Genomic DNA, 25,400 nt, shown 5'->3' with positions numbered 1-25,400 from the left:
TTTATTTTATCTGTTCTTCAAGGGCTGTGCCTTTTCGCAGGCGCATGGTGAGGTAGGCCGTGGAGGTGGTCACGGAGAGGCCGATGAGGCAACCGAGCGTCACCGACAGGAATCGTTCCACGGCGGCCCAGTATGTCAGGGTAGTGAGCTGTTCGTGAATCAGCACGATGATGAGCGCCACCACCGCCGTCCGTGCCACCCCCATCAGGTGGAAGAAGTGGCAGATGACAATGGAAAGGATAATCCCAAATACCATCCTAAACACTTCCGGCGCCGGCAGCAGAAAGCAGACTAGCCCGACGCTGGAGCCAATCAGGTTAGCTTTGAAGCGCTCCAGCGTGAGCCTTCGGGCATCTTTCTCCTCCGGCGATATGACCAGGATAATGGAGATAAGCGTCCAATAGAGCTCAAATTGAGGGAAACTCAGGTATAGCCAATAGCCAACCAGGAACCCGATGGTGCACCTGACGCCGTAGATGACCAAATCAGAGCCTATGCTATACCTCAGGAATCTGTTCATCATGGCATGCAGGTAATATGTACTATTCATCGCCGGATTTTCCGTATGCGCTGCAAGTTTACCGACCCTTCAGGTGCTGAAGGAGATGGTCGCTATACCTTACGCCAGCCTCTCCACGAACTTAGCCGATGTCTTTTCCCGCACCTCCTCCAGGGAGGAGCCTGGCATGAGTTCAGTCAGAGTCAGTTGTCCGTCTAGGTAGCGGAACACCGCCAGGTCGGTAATCAGCATGTCCACGGCCTGGAGCGCCGTCAGCGGCAGGGTGCAGGTAGGCACTACCTTGGGTGAGCCGTCCCGTTCGGTATGCATCATGGTGATGATGAGAATCTTGGCGCCGGAGGCCAAATCCATGGCGCCGCCCACACCTAGCAGCGGCTGGCCCGGTACCGCCCAGTTGGCCAGGTTCGCTTTTTCATCTACCTCCAGACCGCCCATCACAGCAATGTCCACGTGCTTTCCACGAATCATAGCGAATGACTCGGCGCTATCGAAATAGCTGGAGCCCGGAAGCGCCGTCACGGGTATCTTGCCCGCATTCACCGGGTAGTCCATCGCACCACCCCCGTCCGTGGGGACCGGTCCGACGCCCAGCATGCCGTTCTCGGTGTGCATGATGATGCCATCCTGCGGCGAAATCAAATCAGCCACCAGGGTAGGTATACCGATTCCCAGATTCACCACGTCGCCTTTCTTCAGCTCCTTCAGGGCACGCCGGGCCATGTTCATGCGCTTCTCACTCGCTTTTCTGGAGGAGGATACCGAAGCCGAGGAACCTAAATCCTCCAGCGTGAGCGTGGCCTGCACCAGGTAGTCCACATAAGAGCCAGGCGTATGGATGTGCTCCGGTGCGATTTCACCTACCGGCACAATCTCCTCCACCTCCGCGATGACCAGGTCGGCGGCGGTGGCCATGGCACGGTTGAAGTTCTGCTCCGTCATCCGGTAGGTCAGGTTGCCGGCCGTGTCGGCCCGCCAGGCACGCACAAATGCCACGTTCCCACGGATGCCTTCAATGTATACCTGCTCCTTGCCCTGAATGATTTTTGTCTCGCGACCCTTGGCCAACTCGGTACCTGCGGAAGTGGGTGTGAAGAAACCTCCGATGCCGGCACCGCCTGCGCGGATGGCTTCGGCGAGCGTACCCTGCGGCAGCAGTTCATACTCTACCTGGCCCTCCTGCGCGGCTTTCACCGCTTCCGGGTTGCTGGTGAAGAAGGAGCCAATCATCTTCCTGAGCTGGCCGTTCCGTAGCAGACGGCCTCCGCCTATACCTGCCTCACCCACGTTGTTGCCGATGAACGTCAGGTTTTTGGTACTAGTCTCGGCCAGGGCGTGCATCAGGTGCACCGGGTTGCCCGTCATGCCGAAGCCACCCTGTAGCAATATGTCGCCATCCTTGACCAAGGCAACGGCTTCTTCGAGGGTTATCTGTGGTACTGATTTCATCTGTAGCCTTATGAATAGAGTTTTAAATATAAGTGTCCTTCGTTCTGTACGAATTGAATAAGCGCCCGGGCAAAATCATCGGGAAGCTCCACAGCGGACAAATGGTTGGCGTCCAGCTGCACATGGCGCGCGTCCGGTATAGTGCTTGCCAAGAAATCGCCATCTGCCGGTGTAGTCACCTCATCCTGCAGGCCGCTGATAACCAGGGTAGGGACCTGAAGCTGGTGCAGCTCTTCCCGGAAGTCAGCGTCGCGCACGGCGGCGCAGTTGGCTGCATAGCCCTGTGCGGAGTTCTGTCCAAACTTGCGCAGGATGTCTGTCACCATCTCTGGGTGCTGCTCCTGGAAGGAGGGCGTGAACCACCGCTGTGCCGTGCCATCAAGCAAAATCTCCAGTCCCTGCGCCCGCACCTGTTGGATGCGGTCGTTCCAGCCAGTTGCCGTGCCGATTTTGGCTGACGTGTTGGCCAGGATGATTTTCTTGAAACGCTCCGGGGCATGTATCCCCAGCCACTGGCCTATCAGCCCGCCCATGGAGAGACCGCAGAAATGTACCTTATCCAGTCGCAGGTGGTCCAGCAAGCCCAGCACGTCCTGCCCCAGCGCGGCTACACTCACCTCTTCTCCCTGAATGGTGCTCTGCCCATGGCCGCGGGTATCGTAGCGCAGCACATTGAAGTGGGGGCGCAGAATGGCCACCACCGGGTCCCACATGGTGTGGTCCGTGCCGAGGGAGTTGGAGAACACGATGGTTTCGGCCTTCCCGGAGTCCTCAAAGGTATAGAAGCACGTGTGGTTCGATAGGCTGATGGTCGGCATAATGTTTATCTCAAGCCCCTGGTTCTTTCAATGTCCGTGTCAAACACGCCTTCCGCCTCATGGTGCATTTCAAAGTCGAAGTCAATGGAGGCGAACGGCTCTTCTATACCGAACTGCTCCTTGGCCTCCTCCCTGGTGTAGCGCGTGATGTGAGGGACCAGTTCTGGGCGGGTCGCAAAGGCAAAGTCATCCCAGATGAGCGGGTCGCCTTCGATGTTTATTTGCGTGGTGAGTTTGCGGAGTCCGGGAGCGGTCACGAAGAAGTGGATGTGCGCAGGGCGGCTGCCATGGCGGCCAAGGGCTTTGAGTAGCTGGTCGGTGTTGCCACCTGGCGGGCAGCTATACCCTACCGGCAGGAAACTCTTGAACCTATACCTGCCGTTCTCATCGGTGATGATGGCCCTGCGCAGGTTGTAGGGCGGTTGGGAGGAGTCGAAGATGGAGTACATGCCCCGCAGGTTGCAATGCCATACCTCCACCTTGGCCCCGGGCACGGGCTTACCGTCTTCATCCAGCACCTGGCCCTGCATGTAAAGCCTTTCTGCGCCCTCTTCCGGCACGGTCTCCAGTTCAGCATACCCTACTGATTCCGGCGAGCCCGCCACATACAGCGGACCTTCTATGGTTCTCGGCGTTCCGCCCGTTATTCCTGCCTTCGCCTCGGCCTCGTCCATGCGTAGGTCCAGGAAGTGCTCCAGACCGATGCCTGCAGCCACCAGACCCCATTCGTTCGCTTTGCCGGTGTTGGTGAGCCAGTCCACGGCCTTCCAAATCTCTTCCGGCTGTATGTCCAGGTCCTCAATGGCGTAGAACAGGTCCCGGGTCAGGCGGTTTACGATTTCCTTCACGCGCTCTGAGCCTTCGCCCGGGTGTTCGGTTGAGGTAATCTTCTCAATAACGGCATCTATCTGACTTCTTTCCATAATCTTGGTTCTTTTATAGGTTAGCTTTTTTGTTTTAAGGTATGGTTAGTGGGCTGACTCCTCGTCCTTGACAGAGGAGTAGTGCTGGCACAGGGCCGTCACCTCCACCTGCATGAACGGGTACAGCGGCAGCGACATCAGGAGGTCGTGCAGTTCGCCGGCACTGCCCACGTTGAAGATGCTGATGTTGGCGTACTGTCCGGCGATGCGCCAGATGTGCGTCCATTTGCCCTGGCGCTGCAGTTCTTGGGATAGCGCCTTCTCCTTGGCTTTCAAATCATCCACATAGGCTTTGTCCAAATCCAGGGGGATGTTCACAATCATGTGCACGTGGAATAACATGGCTTATTTTCTTTTATATTTCTCTACTTGATTCAGTTCCAGTTCTATACCAAGGCCCGGGCCCTGCGGAATCTCCATGACGCCGTTGCCATACCTGACGCGGGTCTTCACAATATCGTCGGTGAGCAGGAGGGGGCCGAACAATTCGGTGCCCCAGTCCAGGGTGGGAAGGGTACTGAACACCTGCGCCGAGGCCACCGAGCCGATGGTGCCCTCCAGCATAGTGCCCCCGTAAATGCTTATACCTGCGCCCTGGGCGATGGCGGCCTGCTTCTGAATATTGACTAGACCGCCAGCCTTTGCGATTTTCAGGGCAAACACGCTGCCTCCTCCGACCTTGGCCAGTTTGAAGGCGTCGGACACGGTGGCCACCGCTTCATCGGCCATGATGGGCACCTCAAAATACCGGGTGAGGCGCGCCAGCCCGTCAAAGTTCGTCTTATGGATGGGTTGTTCAATCAGGTCTATACCTGCCAGCTGCAGTTGCGCTATACCTTGCTTAGCCACACTCTCGGACCAGGCCTGGTTCACATCCACCGTCACCACCGTATCTGCGCCCACAGCCTCTTTGATGGCCGCTACATGGGCAATGTCTTCCTTAGGGGGCTTTCGGCCTATCTTCAGTTTAAAGGCTTTGTGCCGGCCGTCAGCCAGCAGCGCATGCGCCTCCTCAATGTCCTTGGTCGTGTCGCCGCTGGCCAGGGTCCAGAGCACGGGCAGCGTCTTCGTCACGGCTCCGCCGAGCAGGTGCGCCACCGACACTCCAATGCGTTTTCCCTGGGCATCCAGCAGCGCGGTTTCAATAGCAGATTTAACAAAGTAATTCCCTTGAATGTGGTGGTCGAGCAGCGACATGAGGGCGTTGGCGCTGCGCGCGGATTTGCCTTGCAGCAGGGGGGCAATGTAGGTGTCGATGGTAAGTTTCATGCCCTCCGGCGACTCATCGCCGTAGCTCAGCCCGCCTATGGTGGTCGCCTCGCCAATGCCTTCAATGCCGTCGCTGCAGAACAGGCGAACGATGACCATTGTCTGTTTGCGCATGACGGCCATGGACAGGTGGTGCGGGCGTATGGTGGGGAGGTCTACTATAATCGTCTCAACTCTCTCAATCTGGACATCTCTCATTTGCAGGCGGTAAGGTTGTCTAGTGAGTGTTTACCTACGTGTGTAAGTAAACACTCACCATCTATACAAATTTAACGCTTTAGATTCCAGTGAGTTAGGATACTTGCTCTAATAATTAGACAAATCGAACATGTAGAGGAGGGCACCCTCAGGAGCCTTTGACGCCAATTTGTTTCCTGAAGGCCATGGGAGTCAAGCCGGTGCGCTTTTTGAAGAGCCTGGCGAAGTAAGCGGGGTCATCAAAACCAAGCGAGTAACCAATAGAGGCAATGTTCTTGTCAATATCAGACAAGGCCAATTGCGCCTCCGTGATAAAATAATCGATGAGGATGTCTTTAGGGGATTTCCCGGCGATGCTCCTGCACACCCGGCTAAGGTGGCCGGTAGAGATGTGGAGGTCCCGGGCATATTCCTCCACCGTTTTCTTGTAGGTGTTGCCTGCTTTGATGAGCTGCTGGAACCTTCTGAAGTACACCTTGCTGGCATTGTCGGAAGAAGTTAACGTCTGGTGGCCCTTGCAATAGATGCGGTATAGCTGAATAAGCGCCTGGCCCACCAGGTACTGCAGCATCAGCAGGCGGCCCGGTAGTTCGCTCTGGTATTCGGCCACGCACTTCTGCAGGGTTTCAAAGGCATTGGAGGCCTCAACATCATCCGATGCAACAGGAACGATGAGTAGCTCGTCCATCCCGAATAACACCTCCGCTTCGCGTTGCAGCATGTGCTCCAGCACAGTGTCCGATAGGCTGACAATCCAGCCGCTCACCTCTCCCTGGTGCTTAAATCCATGCTCCACATTCTTGGGCACGGCTATGAAAGCGGGTCCTGCGACAGAGGTGTTGAACTGGCCATACCTGAACTGAGTAACACCAGTGGTGATAAGGAAAATCTGCAGGAGGTTGTTGTGGGCGTGCGGCTTTACTTGACCGTGGTGGTTCTTGCCAATCTCACCGAAGGGGTAGACATGGACAAGCCCTTTGGCGAACTCAATGGAGTGGGTGCCATACAGACCACTGTAGAACTTCTTGTTTTCCATCTTGCCCTCGTTCGAGTGGTACCGGACTGGATGAAGTGCCGGACAGAACTATACGCAGCGGTGAAGATAGTGATTACAAGGGAAAGGCCGAAGGGGAATGGCCAGTACATTTGAAATCCAGCCAGGCCGGCCTCAGGGCTATACCCTAGGGCTAGGTATAGCAGGGGCAATATGGCGCAAGTCCCCTTAATCTGCCTAGCCTGCTGCCAATACTGTAGCCTGGCCGGCTGATGTAGGGGGTGCGCCTATAATTTACTGTTGAAAAAGAATCAAGGTATAGCGAGAGCTAAGCCAGTTTCACATTGACTGCGTTGAGTCCTTTGTGTCCCATCTCCACCTCAAAGGTCACTCTGTCGTTCTCTTTGATTTTGTCTACCAAACCGTTTTGGTGAACAAACACGCGCTCCTGGCTTACATGGTCCTGAATGAAACCATAGCCTTTCGAGTCGTTGAAGAAAGCCACTGTGCCTTTTCGAATCAGGTCAGCCGGGTCAGCCTCAGCCTGCTTCGAAACACCAATCTGGATGTCCTCCTGCTTGATGACTCTCTTGTTCTTCGGGTCTGGAGGAGTGGAGGTGATGTTGCCTTCATCGTCCACGTAGGCCAGCATTTCGTCAATGCCCTTCCCTTTGTCGGAGTTGGCTTTTCTGTCCTCTTTCTTCTGCTCCTTGTCTTGTCTCTTCTTTAGCTTTTTCTTTTCTTTCTCTTTTTTACTGAAAGTCTCTTGTGATCTACCCATATAGTGTTCGGTGTTCTATTTTTTCTGTGTTGATATTTCTTGGCCTGTGTGGCGCACTAGTACCTGAAGAGGAAATTAGTGCCGTTGCGTATCCACTTCTCAAAGAAGGAGTTATCGTTGTACTCGCCTGAAAGGAGTTCGAAGTCAGGGTTGCTTTTGTTGGTGCGGGAGTCCATGAACTCAGGGAGTGATTCCTGGTTGTTTGGCGTCCATTCCTGCCCTTTCTGCAGGGCTACGCATATGTACTCGCGGGTGGTGGTGTCTACTAGGTACTTTCGATTCATCTCGGTGGGGTTAAGGTTAAACTTAGATACAAAACTGAGCCTGGAACCGGCTCCAACGAGGAGAGACAACCATCTCGTTTACGCAAGTGGCGCAAAAAGAAAGCCTTACAGAACGTAAGGCTTCCCCGAGATGGCTTATATGTGAAAACTAAGCACGCTTTACGTTAACCGCGTTTAGTCCCTTTCTTCCTTCTTGCAAGTCAAAAGTTACTTTGTCATTCTCCTGGATTTCATGCACTAGGCCAGACACGTGTACAAAGTACTCCTGATCTGAATCGTTTTCCTTAATAAACCCGAACCCTTTCAGGTCATTAAAGAATTTTACTGTTCCGTTATTCATTGTGTGATGTTTAATTATATACTAACTACACCTGCAGCAGCATATAGGTTCATTATTTTTTTTACAATATACGATAAAAATTTTACAATTGCACACGGTGTTGATACCACTTTACCATTTATACCTTATAGGTATAAGCTAAATGGCTGAGGCGTACGCAAGTAGCTACTCGCAGAAAATCAGATATTTATGAAAAGCAGGTATAGCCAAGGAAGGAAATCGTGTTACTGGTGACTGATCTATACCTGAACAGGCTCCCATGCGGGCGCCTATACCTGGCATTTGTCTATACTAGGTTTCGTCTCAGGCTGTGTGCTACCCGTAGAAGCACTACATACCGCTGGCGGCACCGGCTGGCCACCACCACAGCACCAATAGCCCACCTGCCAGCACCACCCCAAACAGGAGCGACACCTTGCCAAGCAAAGGCCTGTTGCCCATAAAGCCAACAAGCGCCGCCTTAAAGGCTACGTTGGACAGGCCAGCAACCAGAATGATACGCCAGCCGCTGGCAGGCGAGAGGTTCCCGACCTGCATGAGCCGGGAAGTAGAGAGCGTGATGGCATCCACATCGGTGAGTCCCGAGATGATGGCTACAATATACAATCCGCTACTGCCCAAGTAGTCTTTCGCAGCGGCTGTGGCCAGTATCACCAGGGCGTAAATGGCCCCGAATACCAAGGCTGTCTTGAGCTGCGCCGGGTTTTCCTGCTCGGGCATGTGGTCGCCTTGCTCCTTGTTGGTGAAGTAGGCCACTATGCCTGTTACGACCATCAGCCCAATGACTGCCAGCAGGGGAGGGGCCACCTCCGGCAAAGTACCCGGCGCGACGATGGTTACTTCTGCCAGTATGCGGATGAAAGCCACTGTGGATGCAATGAAAATGACCAGTGCCGCTAGGCTGCTGCTGCCTTTGGCCTGCTTGGTGCGGCGGGCATAGCTCACTGTTGTCGCGGTGCTGGAGATGAGCCCTCCCAGCACACCGCCCAGAAAAGTGCCAGCCTTGTTTCCGAAGAACTTGTAGATGAAGTAGCCCAGCAGGCCTATACCTACAATCAGGACTACCATCAACCAGACGTTGTGAGGGTTCAGTACCTCATAGGGGCCGTATTCCTTATTTGGCAGCACAGGCAGGATGACCAGCGATATCACCACAAACTGCATGACAGCCGTCAAATCCTTTTGCCCGATGCGGTCCACGAACCGGTGCAGTGCCTCCTTGAGATGCAGCAGTACGGCTACCGTGGCCCCTACTGCCACCGCCACAGTCGTGTTACCGAGTACCAGGTAAGCACCGACAGCATACATGAGCAAAGCGGCCGCTTCAGTGGTCTGGCCGATGTCTGGCTGCGTTTCCCGCTGCATCATATTAGCCACGACCACAATAGCGGCTATAGCCAGAATACCGGCCCCTACCACCCAACCTCCCAGACTTTGAGCCAGGAGAGCGGAAAGGGTGCCGAAAAGGGTGATGATAGGGAAGGTGCGGATGCCCGCAATGCGCGCGTTCTGATGTTGGCGCTGCAAGCCCACCAGTAGGCCGAGGCCCAGCGAAATGGCGAGTATCTGGAAGAGTTCCTGTTCCATAGTGGCAGCGCAGCACCTGATGGTGCCCCACTAAGATACTGCCCTAAACGATAAAAGTATAGCCATGGCTATACTTTTATATAGATAATACCAAATATTAATTTGCCTACTTCTGGGTGTCCCGCAGTAGGGTGCTGCTGATGCGCTTCAGTTCCGTCTCAGCCGCTTTGGCCTGGTACTGTATGTCAATGAGGCGGTTCTCGGCTACCAGTTGGTTACGCTGTGCTTCCCGTAGCTCAATAGCAGTCAGAAGCCCCAGGCGGTAGCGCTCTAAAGCAATATCGGCGTTCTCCTGTGCCAGAGCCAGGTTGCTTTCTTCTAACTCCAGCAGCTGCAAGCGGTTGCTGTACTGGCTATACGCTCTTGCCAGTGCTGACTCCAGCTGATTCTGCTGACGCTGGTACTCTAGGTCCGCTGTCTCCAGGTTGATGCGGGCGTTCTGTGCCTGTCGGTTCAGGTTGAACCCGTTGAAAATAGGCAGGTTGACTGTCAAGCCATAGTTGTGTCCCCGGTTCTGGTTGAACAAGGGCGAAAACTCGTTCAGTGGCTCGTTTTCGGAGCGGTTGAAATTATAGGCACTCACTATGCTCACCACTGGAAGGCGACTGGCACGGATTGCCTTGATATCCAGGTTGGCTATTTGCTGGTTGAGCTTCAGACGCTGCAGGACCGGGTTATTCGCAAACATGCCTGCGTCGGCGTTGCCGTAAGTCAGGCTCGGGTCCACCACAATGGAATCCGTTACTAAAAAGTCAATATCCGGGTCGCGGCTGAGGAGTTGGTTCAGGTTGATTTTGGCATTCTGGAGCGCCTCCTGTTGGACCAGCAGCTCAGAGCGGTCTGTGTTAAAGTCCACTTGGGCGCGCAGTATCTCCACTTTGGCACTCACGCCCACCTCATACTGTGCCTGCGCTATTTCCACGCGTGCCTGCGAGATGGCAATGGCATCCTCAATCGCCTGCATCTTTTTAGACTGGCGCACCACTTCAAAGTAGTTGTCAGAGATGGAGGCAAGGGTGTTTTGCACGGTCTCACGCGTAATCAGTTGGCCAGATTTTTCCAGTGCCTTCAGCCGCTCGTAGTTGATGAACATGCCCAGCCCGTCAAATATGGTCCAGTTCAGGTTCACGCTGTAGTTGAGGTTGTTGGAACTGGCTCCGTTTCGTGTACGGTCCGGGCCGGTTTGGAACGACTGGCGGGAGTTGTTCTCGGTGAAGGTACGACTTCCGCGGGCATCCACATTGGGCAGAAAACCGGCGTTGCCACGGGTCACGTTGTTTCCGGCAATGGCCTCCTGCCGGTTAGCAATCTGTATGTCGTAGTTGTTCTGCAGCCCTATGCGTATGGCCTCTTCCAGGGAAAGCTGCTCCTGCGCTACAAGTTTGTGAGGGAAGAGCAGCACTATTCCCAGTAGGAACAGTGCTGCAGCTTTGAGTGGGGACATTATGTTGGAATGCAAATGTTTAAGTCTTAGCGTCAAAGGTTGGATTTCGATTTTACTTGCTGAAAGCCGGCTCTCTTTCCTTCTTGGCCTTCTTCTCATGCAGCTTCTCTTCCTCATCCTCTTTATCAGACAGGGCTACGTTAGCTTCTGCTGACGAGAAGTAGGAGTAGATGGCCGGGATGATGTAAAGCGTAAGACCAGTAGAGAAAATAAGCCCGCCTACTACCGCTATACCCATCGACACCCGGCTTTCAGAACCAGCACCAAGCGCGAGGGCGATTGGCAGGGTACCCAGTATGGTTGCCAAACTCGTCATCAGGATAGGGCGGAAACGTGATACTGCGGAGTCGATGGCGGCATTGTACTTGGTCAGGCCTTCCTGCTTGCGCTGATTCGCGAATTCCACCAACAGGATACCGTTTTTCGTCACCAGACCCACCAGCATAATCATACCAATCTGGCTGAAGATGTTCAACGTCTGACTAAAGTACCACAAGCTGAACAAGGCACCTGCCAAGGCGAGCGGAACAGTGAACATGATGATAATCGGGTCACGGAAGCTCTCGAACTGTGCTGCTAGGGCTAGGTAAATGAGGCCCAGCGCCAATAGGAACGCGAACATCAAACTACCTGAGCTTTCCTGGAAATCACGTGACTGGCCTGTCAGGGCTGTTTGGAACGTCTCGTCCAGCGAGTTGGCAGCTATGGCATCCATGGCGGCTATACCATCGCCAATGGTCTTGCCTTTGGCCAGTGACGCACTGAACGTGGCTGCTGCGAATCGGTTGAAGCGGTAAATCTGCGGCATGGCGCTCTCCTCCTTCAACTCTATCAGGTTATCCAACTGAATCAGTTCACCGGAATTGCTCTTCACGTAGAGGCTGCGCAGGTCCAGCGGTTCACTGCGGTTGGCGCGCTCCACCTGACCAATGATTTGGTACTGCTTGCCGCCTTTCACAAAGTAACCGAAGCGTGAGCCACTCAGGCCAAGCTGCAGCGTCTGCGCCACGTCTCGGATGTCCACTCCCAGCGAAAGTGCTTTCTCGCGGTCAATCTCCACACGCAGCTCAGGCTTGTTGAATTTCACGTTGACGTCCACGAAGCTGAAAGTAGGGTCTTGACGGGCTGCCTCCAGGAACTGCGGGACCACCTCGCGCAGCTTTGCCACACTTTGCGACTGTATCACATACTGTACCGGCTGTCCGGCGCCTCGGCCTCCACCCAAGCCTTTGTCACCTGAGGCGAAAGCACGGGCTCCCGGAATCTGGTTAATCAGACCGGGTAGCCTGTCCACGATTTCCTGCTGGGTCAGTTCCCGTTCAGAAGGGTCAACCAAACGCAGGCGTATAAAGCCGCTGTTGGCGTTACGGGTCATACTCGTCATGCTGCCTATACCTGACACAGAGTCATTCACCAAAGTCGTCAACTCGCGCATGTAGTTGTCCATGAACTCGAAAGAGGCACCCTCAGGACCAGTTGCGTTGATACGCAGGCCACTGCGGTCTTCATCCGGGGTAAGCTCTGATGGCATGGTTTTCATTAGTCCCCAGATGATCCCGGCAGAAGCGATAATCAGGATGAAAGAGACCCAACGGAACTTCATGAAGCTCTCCAAGCTGCTGCGGTAGCCACTGGTGAGGGAGTTGAAGAAAGGCTCTGTTTTGCGGTAAAACCAGTTGGGTTTCTCCTGGTGGCGGAGCATGCGCGACGACATCATCGGCGTCATGGTGAGCGAGACGAAGGCCGAGATAATCACCGAACTGGCTACCACAATGCCAAATTCCTTGAAGAGGCGGCCGGTGGTGTCTTCCAGAAAGGCTACCGGCATGAACACCGCTGCAAGTGCCACGGTTGTAGAGATAATAGCGAAGTATATTTCCTCTGAACCTTTCTTGGCCGCTTTCATAGGGTCCTGGCCGTCTTCTATGCGGGCATAGATGTTCTCCAGCACCACAATGGCATCGTCTACCACCAGACCAATTGCAAGTACGATACCGAGCAGCGTGAGCACGTTGATGGAGAAGCCCATCAGGTACATGATGAAGAAGGTACCGATGAGCGAGACAGGTATAGCCACGACCGGAATGAGCGTTGAGCGCCAATCGCGAAGAAACAGGAAGATGATGATAACCACCAGGCCGAAGGCGATGAAGAACGTCTCCTGCACCTCAAACAGGGAGGCCTTGATGTATTCAGAGTTATCGAAGCCGATGACCAGCTCAATGTCTTTGGGAATGTCTTTTTTGATGTGCTCGAGGCGTCGGTAGAACTCATCGGCAATCTCCACCTGGTTGGAACCCGGCTGCGGGATGATGACCACGCCTAGCATCGGGATGCCGTTGTAGCGTAACACGGTTTTCTCGTTCTCGGGGGCCAGCTCGGCAAACCCGATGTCACGGAAGCGAATCAGGCGGTCGGCGTCCTGGCGCACTACCAGGTTGTTGAATTCCTCTGGGGTGGAGATACGACCCATGGTGCGTACCGAAAGCTCAGTGCTGGCGCCTTCGATACTTCCGGAAGGCAGCTCCACGTTTTGCCGGGTCAGCGCTTGCTGTACCTCAACAGGCGTCACGCTGAGGGCGGATAGTTTGTCTGGGTCCATGCGCAAGCGCATGGAGTAGCGCTTGTCTCCCCAGATGTTGATGGCACTCACCCCCGGAATGGTCTGCAACTGCTCCTTGAACACGTTGGTGGCGATGTCAGAAAGGTCGAGCAGGGAGCGCGTCTCGCTCTTGATGCCCAGCATCAGAATAGGGTTGGCGTCCGCGTCGGCCTTGGCGATGGTGGGTGGGTCGGCATCGTCAGGCAGCAGGCGCTGCGCCCGCGACACCCGGTCACGCACATCGTTGGCGGCGGCCTCCAGGTCTACGCCCAGGTTGAACTCCACGGTGATGTTACTGCTGCCCTCGCTGCTGGAGGAGGTAAGCGTGCGTATACCAGCTATACCGTTGATGGACTCCTCGAGCGGCTCTGTGATTTCCGACTCAATGGTCTCAGCGTTGGCACCGGTATAGGAGGTGGACACGTTCACGATGGGAGGGTCCACACTCGGGTACTCCCGCACCCCCAGGAAGTTTACCCCGATGATGCCGAATACGATGATGGTGATACTCATCACGATGGCGAGTACCGGGCGCTTTATACTGATAGTTGATAAACTTGCCATACTTCTTATTTACTAGTCCCTTCCCTGCAGAGGGTATACGTTCGATTATATCTCCTCAGACTCCATAAAGCACTTTAATGTAGTGCTATTCTTTCACTTCGGATGATGTCACTCTTCTGATACTCAAATCAGAGCCGGGGCGTGCCTGCAGGATTCCTGAGCTGATGATGGTATCGCCCGGTTCTACTCCATCGATTATCTGAATCATGGTTTCGGAGCGCTGCCCGATTTTTACCATCTGTGGCTGGGCTTTTCCGCCCTTCACCAGGAACACCTTGTGTCCGGTGGCCTCCGGTATGATGGACTCTGTCGGGATGAGAATAGCTTGCTCCACGTCCTTCAGGCCAAGCTCCACTTTCACAAAGGCGCCTGGCTTTATCTCCTGGTTCTTGTTCTCGTATTGCGCGCGCAGCTGCAAGGTGCGTGTGGCCGGGTCTATGTTTGGCTGTATGGCGTATATAATGGCCTCGTATTGCGTTGCACTGGCTTCTGACGAGAAAGTGATTTTGTCGCCTACCTTCACCGACTGGCTGTAGCGGCCAGGTATGGTGAAGTCAATCTTTACCGGGCTGATGTCCACGATGCGGGCCACCGGGGTGGTGGGCGTCACGTAGCTGCCTTCGCTCACTTGGCGCAAGCCAATTACCCCATCAAATGGCGCCCGAACATAAGCTTTGTCTAAAGTAGCTCTAAGTGCTTGGATGTCGGCTGTGGCCGTGGCGAGCTGGTTGCTTACCTGGTCATACTCCTGGCGGCTGATGTATTCTTTCTCCAGCAGGGTGCGCTGGCGCTCCTCCATGTCACGGTAAAGCTTTTGGTTAGACTGCAGCTTGGCCAGCTGGGCACGCAGGTCGGCGTCGTTCACCGTCAGCAGCAACTGCCCTTGCTTCACCTGCCCGCCTTCTTTGAAGTTGATGTTGGTCACGCGGCCCGATATCTCGCTGCGCAGCTCCACCTCCTCGTTAGGTATAACGGAGCCGGTGGATGTAATCCTGTTCTGGAAAGCGGTAGGGGAGACCACAAACACGTCTACGGCCACCTTCTGGGCCATGGGACCGCCTGTAGGGCCGGCTGCTTTGGCCTCGTCTTTGCCCGTGAACACTTTGCTGTACAACAAGTAGCCTGCCAGAGCGGCCACCACCAAGAGTAGGATTGTTTTGACTGTTTTATTCATTTATGCTTCAACTACAGTTTATTTGAACCGACCTCAAAGGTATATAATTCCAAAGTGGGTCTACAGGATGTGCTTTGCCAAAAGACGTATAAATTTACACCCTTGCCACTGTATTAGAAAATATCCGGGAGACGTACTCTACCAACAGGTACTTTTGTAAGACAGACGGCGCTTAAATAGGTTTAAAAGGGTTTCAAATAATTTTGAAAGCAGCATGAGCGAAAGCAAAAAGAACTTCTTTGAGGATGTGTATGACGTGGTGCGGCTGATTCCGGAGGGGCGTGTCACCTCCTACGGCGCTATTGCCAGTTACCTGGGCTCCAAAGGCTCGGCCCGCATGGTGGGCTGGGCACTTATCGCCTCGCAGCCTTTCGCCAGAATACCGGCGCACCGGGTGGTGAACCGGGTAGGTATGCTCACCGGCAAGCAGCACTTCGAAGCGTCCAACGCCATGCAAGAGCGCCTGGAGCAGGAAGGGGTGAAGGTGGAGAATGACCAGGTGGTGGAGTTCCAGAAGCTGTTCTGGGACCCGGCAAAGGAACTGCTTTGAGTTGGAGAGTTAGAAAGTTACTGTAGCGACATCACACTGTGACTTCTTGGTGGGCAGGTATAGGCGTCTGTCTCTAGAGACTGGCCACGTCCTTTGCGGGAATTCGCTGAGAAGCTATACTTATACCTGGCTAGAGTGTCCGCAGCACTTGTATGACTTCCGCTCTGCCCATACCTGACTGGATTTTGGGGTTGAGGATGTAGCTGATGAGCTTTTTGTCTATCTCGGCGTAGCTGGGGGTGCAGGTCCAGCGCTGGTAGAAGATGCTTTCGGCGTAGTCTTCGGTGTCTATCATCAGGCCGAGGCTTTGGGTGAGCTCTTCGCGCAGCAGGTGCTTCATGCAGTTGATGTCAGTGTTGCGGACCACATCCACATACATGCTCCCTCTGGTCAAGGTATGGCCAGAGGTCCAGTATATCCAGAACAGGCCCCAGTTGTTATCCACGTAGGCCGCCGCATTAGGCTCGTGTCGGGCGTAAGTGTCTTTGTCGCTCAGGAAGATGACATAGTTGGCCTCCTGCATCGTCATCACGCGCTTAACCTGTATACTCTGGCTCAGGCCGTTTATCTCGCCCATCACGCGCTTCAGTTCCGTCATCAGTTCGGTGTTGGAGGAATCCGGCACGAACACCTTCATGTCCTGCGACCACTTCCGGATGACGGCGCTGCTCTGGCCCAACTCGCTGCCTAAGGCTATCTTCAGAAAATATTGTTGTTCTGCCGTCAGTGGCTCTTCTTCTACAGGGGGAGTCGGGTCCTCGTCTTTGGAGCAGCTGGCCAGGAACAGGAGAAAAGCAATGGACAGGAGGTGTAGACTTCTTTTCATATTATGCTTTGGGAACAGGTATAGCGTGGAGGTACTGAAGGTATAGTCAGGTATAGCTGATGCCTGTGGGAGGTGGTTTTTATTGTAGGCTTACCGGAACAGGTCAATCACCCAAGTGTCTTCCGGCACCGCTGTTCCGTTAACCGTGATTTTTTCTATCACCGTTGTGCTGGGGCAGCACTCCGACGAAGGGATGGTAGACGATACCACCTGTATGGTGTCGGTTTTGTCCAGCGCAGTCACATAGTAGGTTTGTACCTCCCGGTCCAGACCCACCAGCGCATAGTCCATGTCTAACCGCATGGAAGCTGCCTGCCGGGTGCCGTTAGCGGTATAGTATACCTCTATGTTATCTTTTGTAAGCTGAGGGGAGTCCCCGAACAGCAAATCCTCGCCCGTTTCACTGGATTTGATGGTAAAGGCGAAAGCATCCTCCGAGAGGCATTCCAGGTTGTCGCAATCGGATTTGCAGGAATAGAGGAGGGGCAACAGGAGGAAAAGCAGGAGGTTAAGTTGTTTCATGGGGTAGTGGTGGTTTTTGGTTGATGGTGAGAGGCTTTCGGAAATAGAGCATTCTGTGATTCGTCAGCCTCATGGTTGTAGTACCAGGCACTTGCACTGCTGCCTGTATTTAGGGAAGACCGCGTTATCGGCAGTTCATTTGTTTATCTAATCTGTTTTGCAATACCATCGGTATATTCAATGAATGAACTGAGTTTCAGTTTCCCCCCTGCGTGCTGTGCAAAGATTTTTACCGATGAGTCTGGCTCGTGGCTGTGCCTGTAATGGTAATAATTAGTTACAATAAACTCATTAGGTTCAATCTTATAGGTGCCACTTACAAATAAAGTGTCATTTCGCTTTGCTTCGACTATGAGGCCAGCCTGATGCTCATCACCTGGTGAATACAGAGAAAACCAGTCACAGTGGTAAGACTCGTCCTTCAAAAACACTTTCGACTTTTTAGTCTTGTAAGCGAACTTACCAATCCTGATAATCCCATCTTGTAGAATAGCAGCACTACAGATGCCGAATGACAAAAAGCCGAAAATGAATAGAGTCTTGTTCATAGTTAATTCTAACGGATTAGTGCAGCCGGAACCCGTAGCGGAGCAAGGATTTCCCCTTTAGTTTTGATGGCTTTATTATTATCAATTCATTTAAAAGCCCTAGGTTCTCATTCATATCAACGGACTGCCCAATGCGTAGCAAGGGTTAAAGCTGCACCTTGTTAGGGGATTTGATTTTTAGTGACTAAGCAATATTTCCCCTTGTTTTCTTTGACTAAAGTTATCGCCGTACCCACTCTTTTTGTCCAGAACCAAACCAGCAACTTGTGGGTTAAATTTCCTTGTCTTTTTAGTCGTAATTAGTATTGTGACATGCTCACCAAGACTTCCATAAATAGCTTGAGAGGCTTTAGGCTCCACTACAGCCACTCTATCAATTAATTCATAGTCGAGTAACTGTTCTGTAAATTCTGCTACTTTATTTCCTTCTATTATATCCAGTTTGTAAGAGAACTTGCCATTGACTTTAATCAATGGTGATGTCAGTTTTGTATTTCTTGTACCAGTAGAAGTATGCACTAAATCACTCCTTTTGAAATTAACTGTGTCTGTAAGAAGTGAAGTCTTAAGACTATCCAGATATACTTTTAATTTTTCATTGGCTATTTCTTTCCCTAACCCACTATAGTAGCTTCGGTTTTTCTTCTGTGCAAAGGCAACGACAGATGAGAGTATGAGAAGTATAGAAAGAATTATTTTCATATTGATTACTTATTCCCCCTAACTACCTGCTAGCAGGAGTACCTACTCCTACTATCTGCACAATATGTGGAGTGGGTCTCCCCTTTTGCCCCTGCACACGATATAAGGCTATGCTAATATATTGAAAATTTGGTTGAGTAGGAGGAAAACCATAAAAGAAGTTGTATTGGCAATAAAGCCTCTATTCTGAATAAGAAAGCTATTGTGACTTTGCCACCCATACCTCACTGAGTTCTCTATACCTTTCCAAAAGTTGCATGCTTCGCCAACAGCAGCAGCTTCCTATTGCTGTGTGGCAGGTATAGCGAGCGTAAACCGTTAGTGGCACGGCAGGCGCGGTTAAGGCTGAAGGTATAGCGGCTTGTCTAAAACCGGCTGCTGCCTAGGGACTTAAACCTGAGAAACCGTACCTTTGCCACATGGACGTGAAACTCAATGCGGAGCGGGCGCTGGACGTGAGGCCCTGGAGCCTGCCCGACATCCGGAACATAACCCAAAACCGACTGCTGCTGCACCTGTTCTTCTGGACAGGCTACGTCTGCTTTTTCGGCCTGCTCTACGGTAGCTACATTGACGACTACTACAACGCCTTCATGATTGAGCTCATCGAGCTGCCTTTCAAAATAACGCTGGTGTATTTCAACATGTATTTCCTGATGCCGCAGTACCTGCTCCAGAAGCGCTACCTGGAGTTTTTCGTATACCTGCTCCTGATGATGCTGGCCATCGGTACGCTCATGCAGTTCGTGCTCATGCCGATTTTGATACACCCGCTCATCTGCCCCACCACCTGCACCGAAGACAACCTGACGCTCTACCGCTTCGTCAAGAACGTGGTCAATCTGGGCTATCTGGTGTCTATTTCGGCGGCCATTTACCTGCTCAAGAACTGGTATAGCCACCAGCAGTCGGCGCAGGCGCTGGCGCAGGACAAACTGGAGGCCGAGCTTAAGTTTCTCAAAGGGCAGATTCACCCGCACTTCCTCTTTAACACCCTCAACAGCCTGTACTCGCTCACGCTCAAGAAGTCGGAGAACGCGCCGGAGGTGGTGCTCAAGCTGTCGGGCCTGATGGACTACATGCTCTATGACGCCGCTGCCGCCAAAGTACCGCTCGAGAAGGAGCTGAACTACATCCAGAACTACATTGCCTTGGAGCGCATCCGCTACGGCAACCGCGTAGATATTACTTATACTGAGTCCGGAGGTATAGCAGGCAAGCTGATTGCGCCCATGATGCTGTTGCCTTTCGTAGAGAATGCCTTCAAGCACGGCGTGAGTACCGAGACCGAGAACGCCTGGATTCGGGTGGACGTGAAGGTGCAGGGAGACAAGCTGACGGTGCTGGTGGAGAACTGCAAGTGCCTCGAGAAAGCCAGCAAGAGCCACCGCGACTTCGCCTCCGGTATAGGGCTTAAGAACGTGCAGCGCCGCCTGGAACTGCTCTACGAAGGCCGTTATACCTTGGAAGTGGAGGATGAAGCCGAGAGTTACGCCGTGCAACTGGAACTGGACCTAGGCGAGGAATGAACGGCTGTTGAATCGCCTGCTTGATGGTTTACCCACCTTGCTCGTCCGAGTGAGAATCGGGAACGGTTGACATCCCCCGCCCTTTCGAGGGGAGAGTTTTCTCTCTCATTCCTTCCCTTGTCGGCAGGACAGTGATAGAAGCATAATTTCCTTCTAGGGAGGGTCAGGGGTAGGTCCTTCTACAGGTATAGCCAAAAGAGAAATCAACACCCAATACGAAATCACCTGGCGCCGTTTATACCTTGTGCCAAAGCCATAGATAGAACATGAAACTCCGCTGCCTGATAGTAGACGACGAACCCCTGGCGCTTGATGTGCTGGAGACCTTTATAGAGCGCCTCGACAACCTGGAACTCGTGTGCCGCTGCAGCAATGCCGTGGAGGCCTATACCTGCCTGCAGACCGAGCACATCGATTTGATGTTCCTGGATATCCAGATGCCGAAGCTCAACGGGATAGACTTCCTGAAGTCGCTGCCCAGCCCGCCGCGGGTCATCTTCACAACCGCCTACCGTGACTACGCCCTGGACAGCTACGACCTCAACGCCGTGGATTACCTACTCAAACCCATTGCCTTTGAGCGGTTTCTGAAGGCCGTAGCCAAAGTGTCGCCCGTAGAACCCAAAAGCAATCTGGCAGCGCCGGCCGCCATCCTGCAGCCTGAACCGGACTACCGGGAGGCGTTTATCTACCTCAAGGCCGACAAGAAAATGGTGAAGGTCATGCTCTCCGACATCCTGTACATCGAGAGCCTGAAAGACTATATCCGGGTGAAGACGGAGACAAAAGAAATTATCTCCTACCAGAAAATCTCCTTCCTGGAAGAGAAACTGCCAGCCGGGAAATTCCTGCGCATTCACCGCTCCTTCATCGTCGCCCTCGACAAGATACAGGCCTTCTCGGCCACCGCCGTGGACATTGGCAAAACCGAGATTCCGATTGGTCGCTTCTACAAAAACGACGTGCTGCAGGTGCTCGGGCAGAATAACCTGTTGGAGAGTTAGCGAGTTTAGGAGTTAGAGAGTCGAAGACGGAGGGAAGAGTAAGCCGTACAAAGGGGCTTGGCCAGATTTCCTTATTTTACCAATTGCGCAGAGACAGCCAGGTATAGCAAAAGTGGTATGATTTCTATACCTTAACACGTAGCATATTTCCTGCCTTTTCCGTAGAGGTTCATCAGAATCCATTCTCTCTAACGCTTGCCTCCCAAACGCTCTAACTCCTAAGCTCCTTGAACACCATCTCCAAAAAGAAGCAGTTTTACCCTATTTCAGAATGCCTGCGGGCCTACCTGCGCGATTACGACCGCGAAACTAAGCTGCCCGTGCTCTACGAGGACCTGGTGCATTACACCGACGCCTTCCCATACTATGATAAAAAGGGGCAGGATACGCTGTGGGAGACGGTGATGTTTGACCAGCAGGCGCAGGCGGAACTGAACAAAGGGCTGACGCAGATTTACGCGCTGCTCAAAACCGATGGCGATATGTCGGTGATGGAGCACCTGTACGTTTCCCGCATCGACTACTGCACCTTCGGGAATTCCAATCCGTTCCGGGTGCAGATCATGAACCAGCTCAACGACAACTACGACTATTTTTATGTGAAACGGGCAGATGCCTCCCGCATCTACGGGCTGGAGCTGGAGTACATCCTGTCGCCGAACCGCATCAACTACCTGGCACATGGCAACACGCTCATCGAGGAGCACATTGCCGGTATACCTGGCGATATCTTCATCAAAGACTTCCTGAACCGGCCCAGCACGAACAAGGTGCGCATTGCTAAAGAGTTTGTAAAGTTCAACGAACGCTGCTTCGTGCGCCTGCTCGGCGACATGCGCTCCTACAATTATGTCATAGACATCACGCCGGATTTTGAGGATGAGCAGTACCGGGTGCGGCCCATCGACTTCGACCAGCAGTCTTATGAAGGTCGAAAGAGCATGTACCTGCCGCAGTTCTTCAAAGACAATAACGTGATAGTGGAGCTGGTGCTCAAGCTCCTGAAGCCTGAGACTGTGAAGCAGTACCAGAACGAGGAGCGGACGCTGATTTTCCGGCGCCTGCGCACCGCCCGTTACCGCCTCAAGGACTTGGTGGACTGCATGCGCCACGACACCATCTCCACCCCTGAGAAGATAGAAAGACTGAAGCAGGAACTCGCCCGGCACCACCAGTGCGACGATTTCCTGAAGTGCACTCACATGGGCGACCTCGTTCGCCTCAACCTCAAGACCATTCTCCGGAAGACCAAGCTGCAGGTATAGCTTATTCGTTACAGCCGCTCCAGGTTGGTGCGGGTGCGTTCGCTCTCGGGCAGGTTGCCGGTGTTCACCGTGGAGGCGGGCTCAAACAGCAGCACCTCCGCTTCGTCTGGTGCCACCGGACGGTGTTCCACGCCGCGCGGTACAATCAGGAACTCACCCGGGTTCACGGTGATGGTTTTGTCTCGGAATTCCATATCGAAGCTGCCTTTTATCACTAGGAACAACTCGTCCTCATGCTCGTGGTGGTGCCACTCGAATGGGCCTTTGAATTTTGCCAGTTTCACCTGCTGGCCATTTAACTCGCCGGCGATGCGTGGGTTCCAGTAATCGGATATCTGGGCGAACTTCTCGGCCAGGTTCACTTTCTCTAGTTCATGTGCCATAGGTATAGCAGGTATAGGTGGTGATGAATATCATCTAAATTTATTTGGACTGATTCTAAATAGAACCTACCTTTGTAGCGTTATGATGACAACAGCCACAGCGAATATAGGAGAGAAGATGCAGGTCGCCGCAGAATTAGTCGAGATTTATGCCAACGCCGCCGGAGCCGTATACCAATGTGACCGCAAGAGCCGCCTGGTGCTCAACTTCGCCGGTACGCTTTCCGTCCTCAAAGTAGATACCTTCCTGCGCCTGAAGCAGACTGTAGATAGCATAGACCTGGAGTCGATGGTGGTAGACCCTTCCCGTTCCTCTGATTTCGAAATCGTTTCGATTTGTGGCTGTGACCGTTGCTATGTGCTCACGCTCACCGAATTGTGCGACCTTAGGGAGCTGCTGGCAGGTGCCCGCTTCACGCTGGAGCTGAACCGGATGCTGCATGAATGCCTGCTGCCCATCACCGCCTAGCCATACCTCTTCTCACCTAGTTTTAGCACAGCCAGCCGCTGTGCTTTTTTTATTTAGACTGCTTCCATATTTCTTTTTCTATATCCGTTTACAGAACATTATACCTAACTTGATGGTAAGAAAAAGGGATGCCCAGTGTTGGGCTGACCTGAGATTTTGAAAAAGAAAAAGACCCTATACCTATGAAGGATTTACTAAGGCTAAGAACGTCTCTTACCGAGGAAATAGAGAGAGTGCTGAACGAGCAGATTAAGATGGAGGCCGATGCTTCTGCCATGTACCTGGCTATGTCGGCTTGGTGCGACCGAAATGGCTTCGACTTCAGCGCCGGATACTTCAAGAAGCAGTCGGATGAGGAGCGGGAGCACATGCTACGCCTGTTCAAATACGTGTCTGATATGGGCGGCAGAGCCGTGTCGCCGGACGTGACGGGCACACAGATTGAGTTTGATTCTTTCAGAGGCGTGTTTGAGCAGGCCCTGCAGCAGGAGATTGCCGTAACGCAGTCGTTCAACCGCATTGCCGACAAGTGCATGAAGACGAAGGACTATGTGACGTTTACCTTCCTACAGTGGTTCCTGAATGAGCAGATTGAAGAGGAATACGTGGCACGCCGTGCGCTGGAACTGTTTGAGGTGATTGGAGAGGAAGGCACCGGCCAGTACGAGATTGACAAGCGCGTACCTAAAATCAAGTACGAGAACACCTACGAAGATTAATCTAGGTATACCTATTTAAAGCGAAAGCCTTTGGAGCAATCCAAAGGCTTTCGCTTTTTTATACTGTCTTGTCTGAGTGAATGATGTGGTCCTGGAACGCCTGTTTGGCTTTCTCTTCCGTGGTATAGCTAAGCCACGCGTTATCTGGCTGGAAGCTCATGACGGGGGCAAAGTCGCAGCGGTCGGTGCATTCGGTCTTCACCACTTCCACCTTTCCTTTCAGCCCCATGTCCTTGATGAGGTTCCGGAGGGTTTTACCGATTTCCTTGCCGCCTTTCTTCTTGCACTTGCTGCCCGTGCAAACATATATCACCTTTTCAGGTACGTTGAATCCGTTGCTCATGTAATTGTTTGAATGTGCACTACCTTAAAGTAGAAAAGCCGTGAAATAGTTTCACGCAGAGGCTAAGGCAGCGGCGTCAGGAATCGGCTCCTGCTCCGTCACGGCAGGACCGGAGCCAGTCTCTGGCCTCCTGCATATCCTGGAAGATACGCATACGGAACCGTCCTTGCACCCTGTTCAGCATATCGGCCGATGAGGCAGCCGCGAACGACTCTCCGTCCACCACGTGGGCGTAATAGCGGAGGCCGGCAGCCGTGGCACGTGGTATCCATTGCTGCTCTATCCAATCCACGGATTGGTCCCAACGGCCTACCAGGTGGCGGTTATCGTTCAGGCCGTAAGGGACTTTGTACTTCTCCAAAGCAGCCAGAACTGCCAGGCTTCCCTGTTCCACGTTCTCAGGAGACACGTAACCCGACCAGTCGTTGTAGACCCAGTTCTCCTGCTCATCGAAATAGATGGTCAGGAAGAGTTTGCCTGTCGCGGTTTTGAGTTCCTGTACTTTCATGTGTAGTCCTCTGTGAGCAGAAGAGAGAAGATAGCCTCTCATGAATGTCGGCACAAGGCCTTGTAGTGCTTATGGCCGAGAGTTAAAGGTAATGAATTTCCAGTAATTTGCCACTCCGCATTTATAAGGCAATAGCTCCTGCAAATGTATAAGTCAGAGGCTTGTGCTATAAGTGAAAGTGAGAAGCTACAGGTTAAATCACCAGCGGGTGCTGTTGGGGTTCCTGACTTCACAGGAAATATACGCTCTTGATATTTTTGTTAATCAGCCTTTATTAGCTAACTATACCATCAAGTGAGTTCTTTTTCACGGCAGCCACCGGAATGGCTTCTACGGCTATGTCGTGATTAATATAAGACTTTCCTGCTTTGCCAGAGACACCATTTTCTCCACCTCTATACAATATGGTTATACTTCGATGATTTTGAGGCTGGTTGAAGGAAGGTGTAAAGTTGTGGGTGCTGTAAGTTAGCTTTACGTTTCCGCCATTTCCACCGAACCCTCCTGGAGTGCCTGGTTTACCATTTGTCGATGGGTCGCCGGAGACTAGATATCTGGCAGTATTGTTACCATACCCGATTTGATTGTTGGACTCACTTATAGGTCTACGTCCGTTAGCGCCCTTGGCTCCATTTCCGCCTTTGCCTCCACGGGTATCAATCGTGAGTCTGCCAAGCTCCATGAAGTGCATATCCAATTCAAGGTGCCCCCCATCCTCACCGTCTGTGCTTGGTTTGCCGGTTTCAGCTGCTGTACCTGGCCGCCCTGGTAGTGAGGCTAATCCAAGTTTACTAGCTTTACTGTTTTTGCCATCGGCACCCTTCGTCGTAATAAGGCAATTGTCACCAACATAAGCCATTCTGGCACCTAGTTCAGCGGGTAGGTCACTTGCAAATTTGATTGTAGCCTTGTCATGCATGATAAGCGTGTCCACGACTAGTATATTGTTTTCGTGCACCACGTAAGTCTCTCCCTTGGCGACTTCCAGCCTGGGTATAGCGGCCTGTTGCCCCTGAGCGGTGTGAAGAGTCAGTAGCGTGAAGGTGGAGGTGAGCAGGAGTAAGGTTTTCTTCATATCAGTATTAAGT

The 25,400-nt window shown here is 52.9% G+C and carries 28 protein-coding genes; 6 read left to right on the top strand and 22 right to left on the bottom strand.

What is annotated here, in order from left to right; translation table 11 throughout:
- Nucleotide 1: 1 nt before the first annotated feature.
- The 14 genes from B051_RS0118790 to B051_RS0118725 form a co-directional block, all read right to left on the bottom strand.
- Nucleotides 2–523 carry an aromatic acid exporter family protein gene (locus B051_RS0118790; protein ID WP_026236523.1) on the bottom strand — a complete coding sequence of 174 codons (522 nt, stop codon included), beginning with the start codon at nt 521–523 and terminating at the stop codon, nt 2–4.
- 96 nt (nt 524–619) lie between these two features.
- The gene (locus tag B051_RS22240; protein ID WP_018479773.1) at nt 620–1,966 is read right to left on the bottom strand and encodes a 3-oxoacid CoA-transferase; all 1,347 of its coding nucleotides are present in this window, start codon (nt 1,964–1,966) and stop codon (nt 620–622) included.
- Between the two features lie 8 nt (nt 1,967–1,974).
- Nucleotides 1,975–2,784, bottom strand: a complete 810-nt coding sequence (pcaD, locus tag B051_RS0118780) for a 3-oxoadipate enol-lactonase (RefSeq protein ID WP_018479772.1) — start codon at nt 2,782–2,784, stop codon at nt 1,975–1,977.
- A 5-nt stretch (nt 2,785–2,789) separates the two neighbouring features.
- On the bottom strand, nt 2,790–3,707 hold the full coding sequence (gene catA / locus B051_RS0118775) for a catechol 1,2-dioxygenase (RefSeq protein WP_018479771.1): 918 nt from the start codon (nt 3,705–3,707) through the stop codon (nt 2,790–2,792).
- Between the two features lie 45 nt (nt 3,708–3,752).
- On the bottom strand, nt 3,753–4,049 hold the full coding sequence (gene catC / locus B051_RS0118770) for a muconolactone Delta-isomerase (protein WP_018479770.1): 297 nt from the start codon (nt 4,047–4,049) through the stop codon (nt 3,753–3,755).
- 3 nt (nt 4,050–4,052) lie between these two features.
- Nucleotides 4,053–5,174: a muconate/chloromuconate family cycloisomerase gene (locus B051_RS0118765; protein WP_018479769.1), complete on the bottom strand. Its 1,122-nt coding sequence runs from the start codon at nt 5,172–5,174 to the stop codon at nt 4,053–4,055.
- Between the two features lie 148 nt (nt 5,175–5,322).
- Nucleotides 5,323–6,210, bottom strand: coding sequence for a helix-turn-helix domain-containing protein (locus tag B051_RS0118760; RefSeq protein ID WP_018479768.1), 888 nt, complete (start codon nt 6,208–6,210; stop codon nt 5,323–5,325).
- A 286-nt stretch (nt 6,211–6,496) separates the two neighbouring features.
- Entirely contained in the window at nt 6,497–6,949 is a 453-nt protein-coding gene (locus B051_RS0118755; protein WP_018479767.1) for a cold-shock protein, read from the bottom strand.
- Between the two features lie 56 nt (nt 6,950–7,005).
- Complete coding sequence (locus B051_RS0118750) at nt 7,006–7,233, bottom strand: hypothetical protein (RefSeq protein ID WP_018479766.1); 228 nt, start codon at nt 7,231–7,233, stop codon at nt 7,006–7,008.
- 148 nt (nt 7,234–7,381) lie between these two features.
- Nucleotides 7,382–7,573, bottom strand: a complete 192-nt coding sequence (locus tag B051_RS0118745; RefSeq protein WP_018479765.1) for a cold-shock protein — start codon at nt 7,571–7,573, stop codon at nt 7,382–7,384.
- A 330-nt stretch (nt 7,574–7,903) separates the two neighbouring features.
- Nucleotides 7,904–9,160: an MgtC/SapB family protein gene (locus B051_RS0118740; RefSeq protein WP_018479764.1), complete on the bottom strand. Its 1,257-nt coding sequence runs from the start codon at nt 9,158–9,160 to the stop codon at nt 7,904–7,906.
- A gap of 106 nt (nt 9,161–9,266) precedes the next feature.
- Nucleotides 9,267–10,604, bottom strand: coding sequence for a TolC family protein (locus B051_RS0118735; RefSeq protein WP_018479763.1), 1,338 nt, complete (start codon nt 10,602–10,604; stop codon nt 9,267–9,269).
- Nucleotides 10,605–10,656: 52 nt separating this feature from the next.
- Nucleotides 10,657–13,770: an efflux RND transporter permease subunit gene (locus tag B051_RS0118730; RefSeq protein ID WP_026236522.1), complete on the bottom strand. Its 3,114-nt coding sequence runs from the start codon at nt 13,768–13,770 to the stop codon at nt 10,657–10,659.
- An 85-nt stretch (nt 13,771–13,855) separates the two neighbouring features.
- Nucleotides 13,856–14,944 carry an efflux RND transporter periplasmic adaptor subunit gene (locus tag B051_RS0118725; protein ID WP_026236521.1) on the bottom strand — a complete coding sequence of 363 codons (1,089 nt, stop codon included), beginning with the start codon at nt 14,942–14,944 and terminating at the stop codon, nt 13,856–13,858.
- Between the two features lie 214 nt (nt 14,945–15,158).
- Here B051_RS0118725 and B051_RS0118720 point away from each other — a divergent pair, with 214 nt between their 5' ends.
- On the top strand, nt 15,159–15,494 hold the full coding sequence (locus tag B051_RS0118720; protein ID WP_018479760.1) for an MGMT family protein: 336 nt from the start codon (nt 15,159–15,161) through the stop codon (nt 15,492–15,494).
- Between the two features lie 130 nt (nt 15,495–15,624).
- On the opposite strand, the gene B051_RS0118715 is transcribed toward B051_RS0118720, so the two are convergent.
- The 4 genes from B051_RS0118715 to B051_RS0118700 all read right to left on the bottom strand — a co-directional run bounded on the left by B051_RS0118715 (nt 15,625) and on the right by B051_RS0118700 (nt 18,092).
- Nucleotides 15,625–16,320 (bottom strand): DUF2927 domain-containing protein, encoded by a 696-nt coding sequence (locus tag B051_RS0118715; protein WP_018479759.1) that lies wholly within the window; start codon nt 16,318–16,320, stop codon nt 15,625–15,627.
- Between the two features lie 90 nt (nt 16,321–16,410).
- Nucleotides 16,411–16,842: a hypothetical protein gene (locus B051_RS0118710; RefSeq protein ID WP_018479758.1), complete on the bottom strand. Its 432-nt coding sequence runs from the start codon at nt 16,840–16,842 to the stop codon at nt 16,411–16,413.
- A gap of 143 nt (nt 16,843–16,985) precedes the next feature.
- Nucleotides 16,986–17,390: a hypothetical protein gene (locus B051_RS0118705; RefSeq protein WP_018479757.1), complete on the bottom strand. Its 405-nt coding sequence runs from the start codon at nt 17,388–17,390 to the stop codon at nt 16,986–16,988.
- A 177-nt stretch (nt 17,391–17,567) separates the two neighbouring features.
- Nucleotides 17,568–18,092, bottom strand: a complete 525-nt coding sequence (locus B051_RS0118700; protein ID WP_018479756.1) for a hypothetical protein — start codon at nt 18,090–18,092, stop codon at nt 17,568–17,570.
- A gap of 419 nt (nt 18,093–18,511) precedes the next feature.
- On the opposite strand from B051_RS0118700, the gene B051_RS0118695 reads away from it, so the two are divergent.
- The 3 genes from B051_RS0118695 (at nt 18,512) to B051_RS0118685 (ending at nt 21,890) form a co-directional block, all read left to right on the top strand.
- The gene (locus B051_RS0118695) at nt 18,512–19,621 is read left to right on the top strand and encodes a sensor histidine kinase (RefSeq protein ID WP_018479755.1); all 1,110 of its coding nucleotides are present in this window, start codon (nt 18,512–18,514) and stop codon (nt 19,619–19,621) included.
- 266 nt (nt 19,622–19,887) lie between these two features.
- Nucleotides 19,888–20,625: a LytR/AlgR family response regulator transcription factor gene (locus B051_RS0118690; RefSeq protein ID WP_018479754.1), complete on the top strand. Its 738-nt coding sequence runs from the start codon at nt 19,888–19,890 to the stop codon at nt 20,623–20,625.
- A 227-nt stretch (nt 20,626–20,852) separates the two neighbouring features.
- Nucleotides 20,853–21,890, top strand: a complete 1,038-nt coding sequence (locus tag B051_RS0118685; protein WP_018479753.1) for a hypothetical protein — start codon at nt 20,853–20,855, stop codon at nt 21,888–21,890.
- 8 nt (nt 21,891–21,898) lie between these two features.
- Here B051_RS0118685 and B051_RS0118680 read toward each other — a convergent pair whose 3' ends face one another.
- Nucleotides 21,899–22,273, bottom strand: coding sequence for a cupin domain-containing protein (locus tag B051_RS0118680; protein ID WP_018479752.1), 375 nt, complete (start codon nt 22,271–22,273; stop codon nt 21,899–21,901).
- 82 nt (nt 22,274–22,355) lie between these two features.
- Here B051_RS0118680 and B051_RS0118675 point away from each other — a divergent pair, with 82 nt between their 5' ends.
- A complete protein-coding gene (locus B051_RS0118675) occupies nt 22,356–22,742 on the top strand; it encodes a hypothetical protein (protein WP_018479751.1) in 387 nt (128 codons plus the stop codon).
- Nucleotides 22,743–22,924: 182 nt separating this feature from the next.
- Entirely contained in the window at nt 22,925–23,461 is a 537-nt protein-coding gene (locus B051_RS0118670; protein ID WP_018479750.1) for a ferritin, read from the top strand.
- Nucleotides 23,462–23,519: 58 nt separating this feature from the next.
- On the opposite strand, the gene B051_RS0118665 is transcribed toward B051_RS0118670, so the two are convergent.
- From B051_RS0118665 to B051_RS0118655, 3 genes are all read right to left on the bottom strand, one after another.
- Nucleotides 23,520–23,804: a (2Fe-2S) ferredoxin domain-containing protein gene (locus B051_RS0118665; RefSeq protein WP_018479749.1), complete on the bottom strand. Its 285-nt coding sequence runs from the start codon at nt 23,802–23,804 to the stop codon at nt 23,520–23,522.
- A gap of 76 nt (nt 23,805–23,880) precedes the next feature.
- Nucleotides 23,881–24,312: a hypothetical protein gene (locus B051_RS0118660; protein ID WP_018479748.1), complete on the bottom strand. Its 432-nt coding sequence runs from the start codon at nt 24,310–24,312 to the stop codon at nt 23,881–23,883.
- A gap of 274 nt (nt 24,313–24,586) precedes the next feature.
- A complete protein-coding gene (locus B051_RS0118655) occupies nt 24,587–25,387 on the bottom strand; it encodes a hypothetical protein (RefSeq protein ID WP_018479747.1) in 801 nt (266 codons plus the stop codon).
- Between the last annotated feature and the right edge of the window lie 13 nt (nt 25,388–25,400).

The organism is Pontibacter roseus DSM 17521, from assembly GCF_000373265.1.
GTDB classification, from domain to species: Bacteria; Bacteroidota; Bacteroidia; order Cytophagales; family Hymenobacteraceae; genus Pontibacter; species Pontibacter roseus.
Note: the sequence above shows the minus strand (reverse complement) of the source record. Positions and strands in the feature narration are given on the sequence as shown.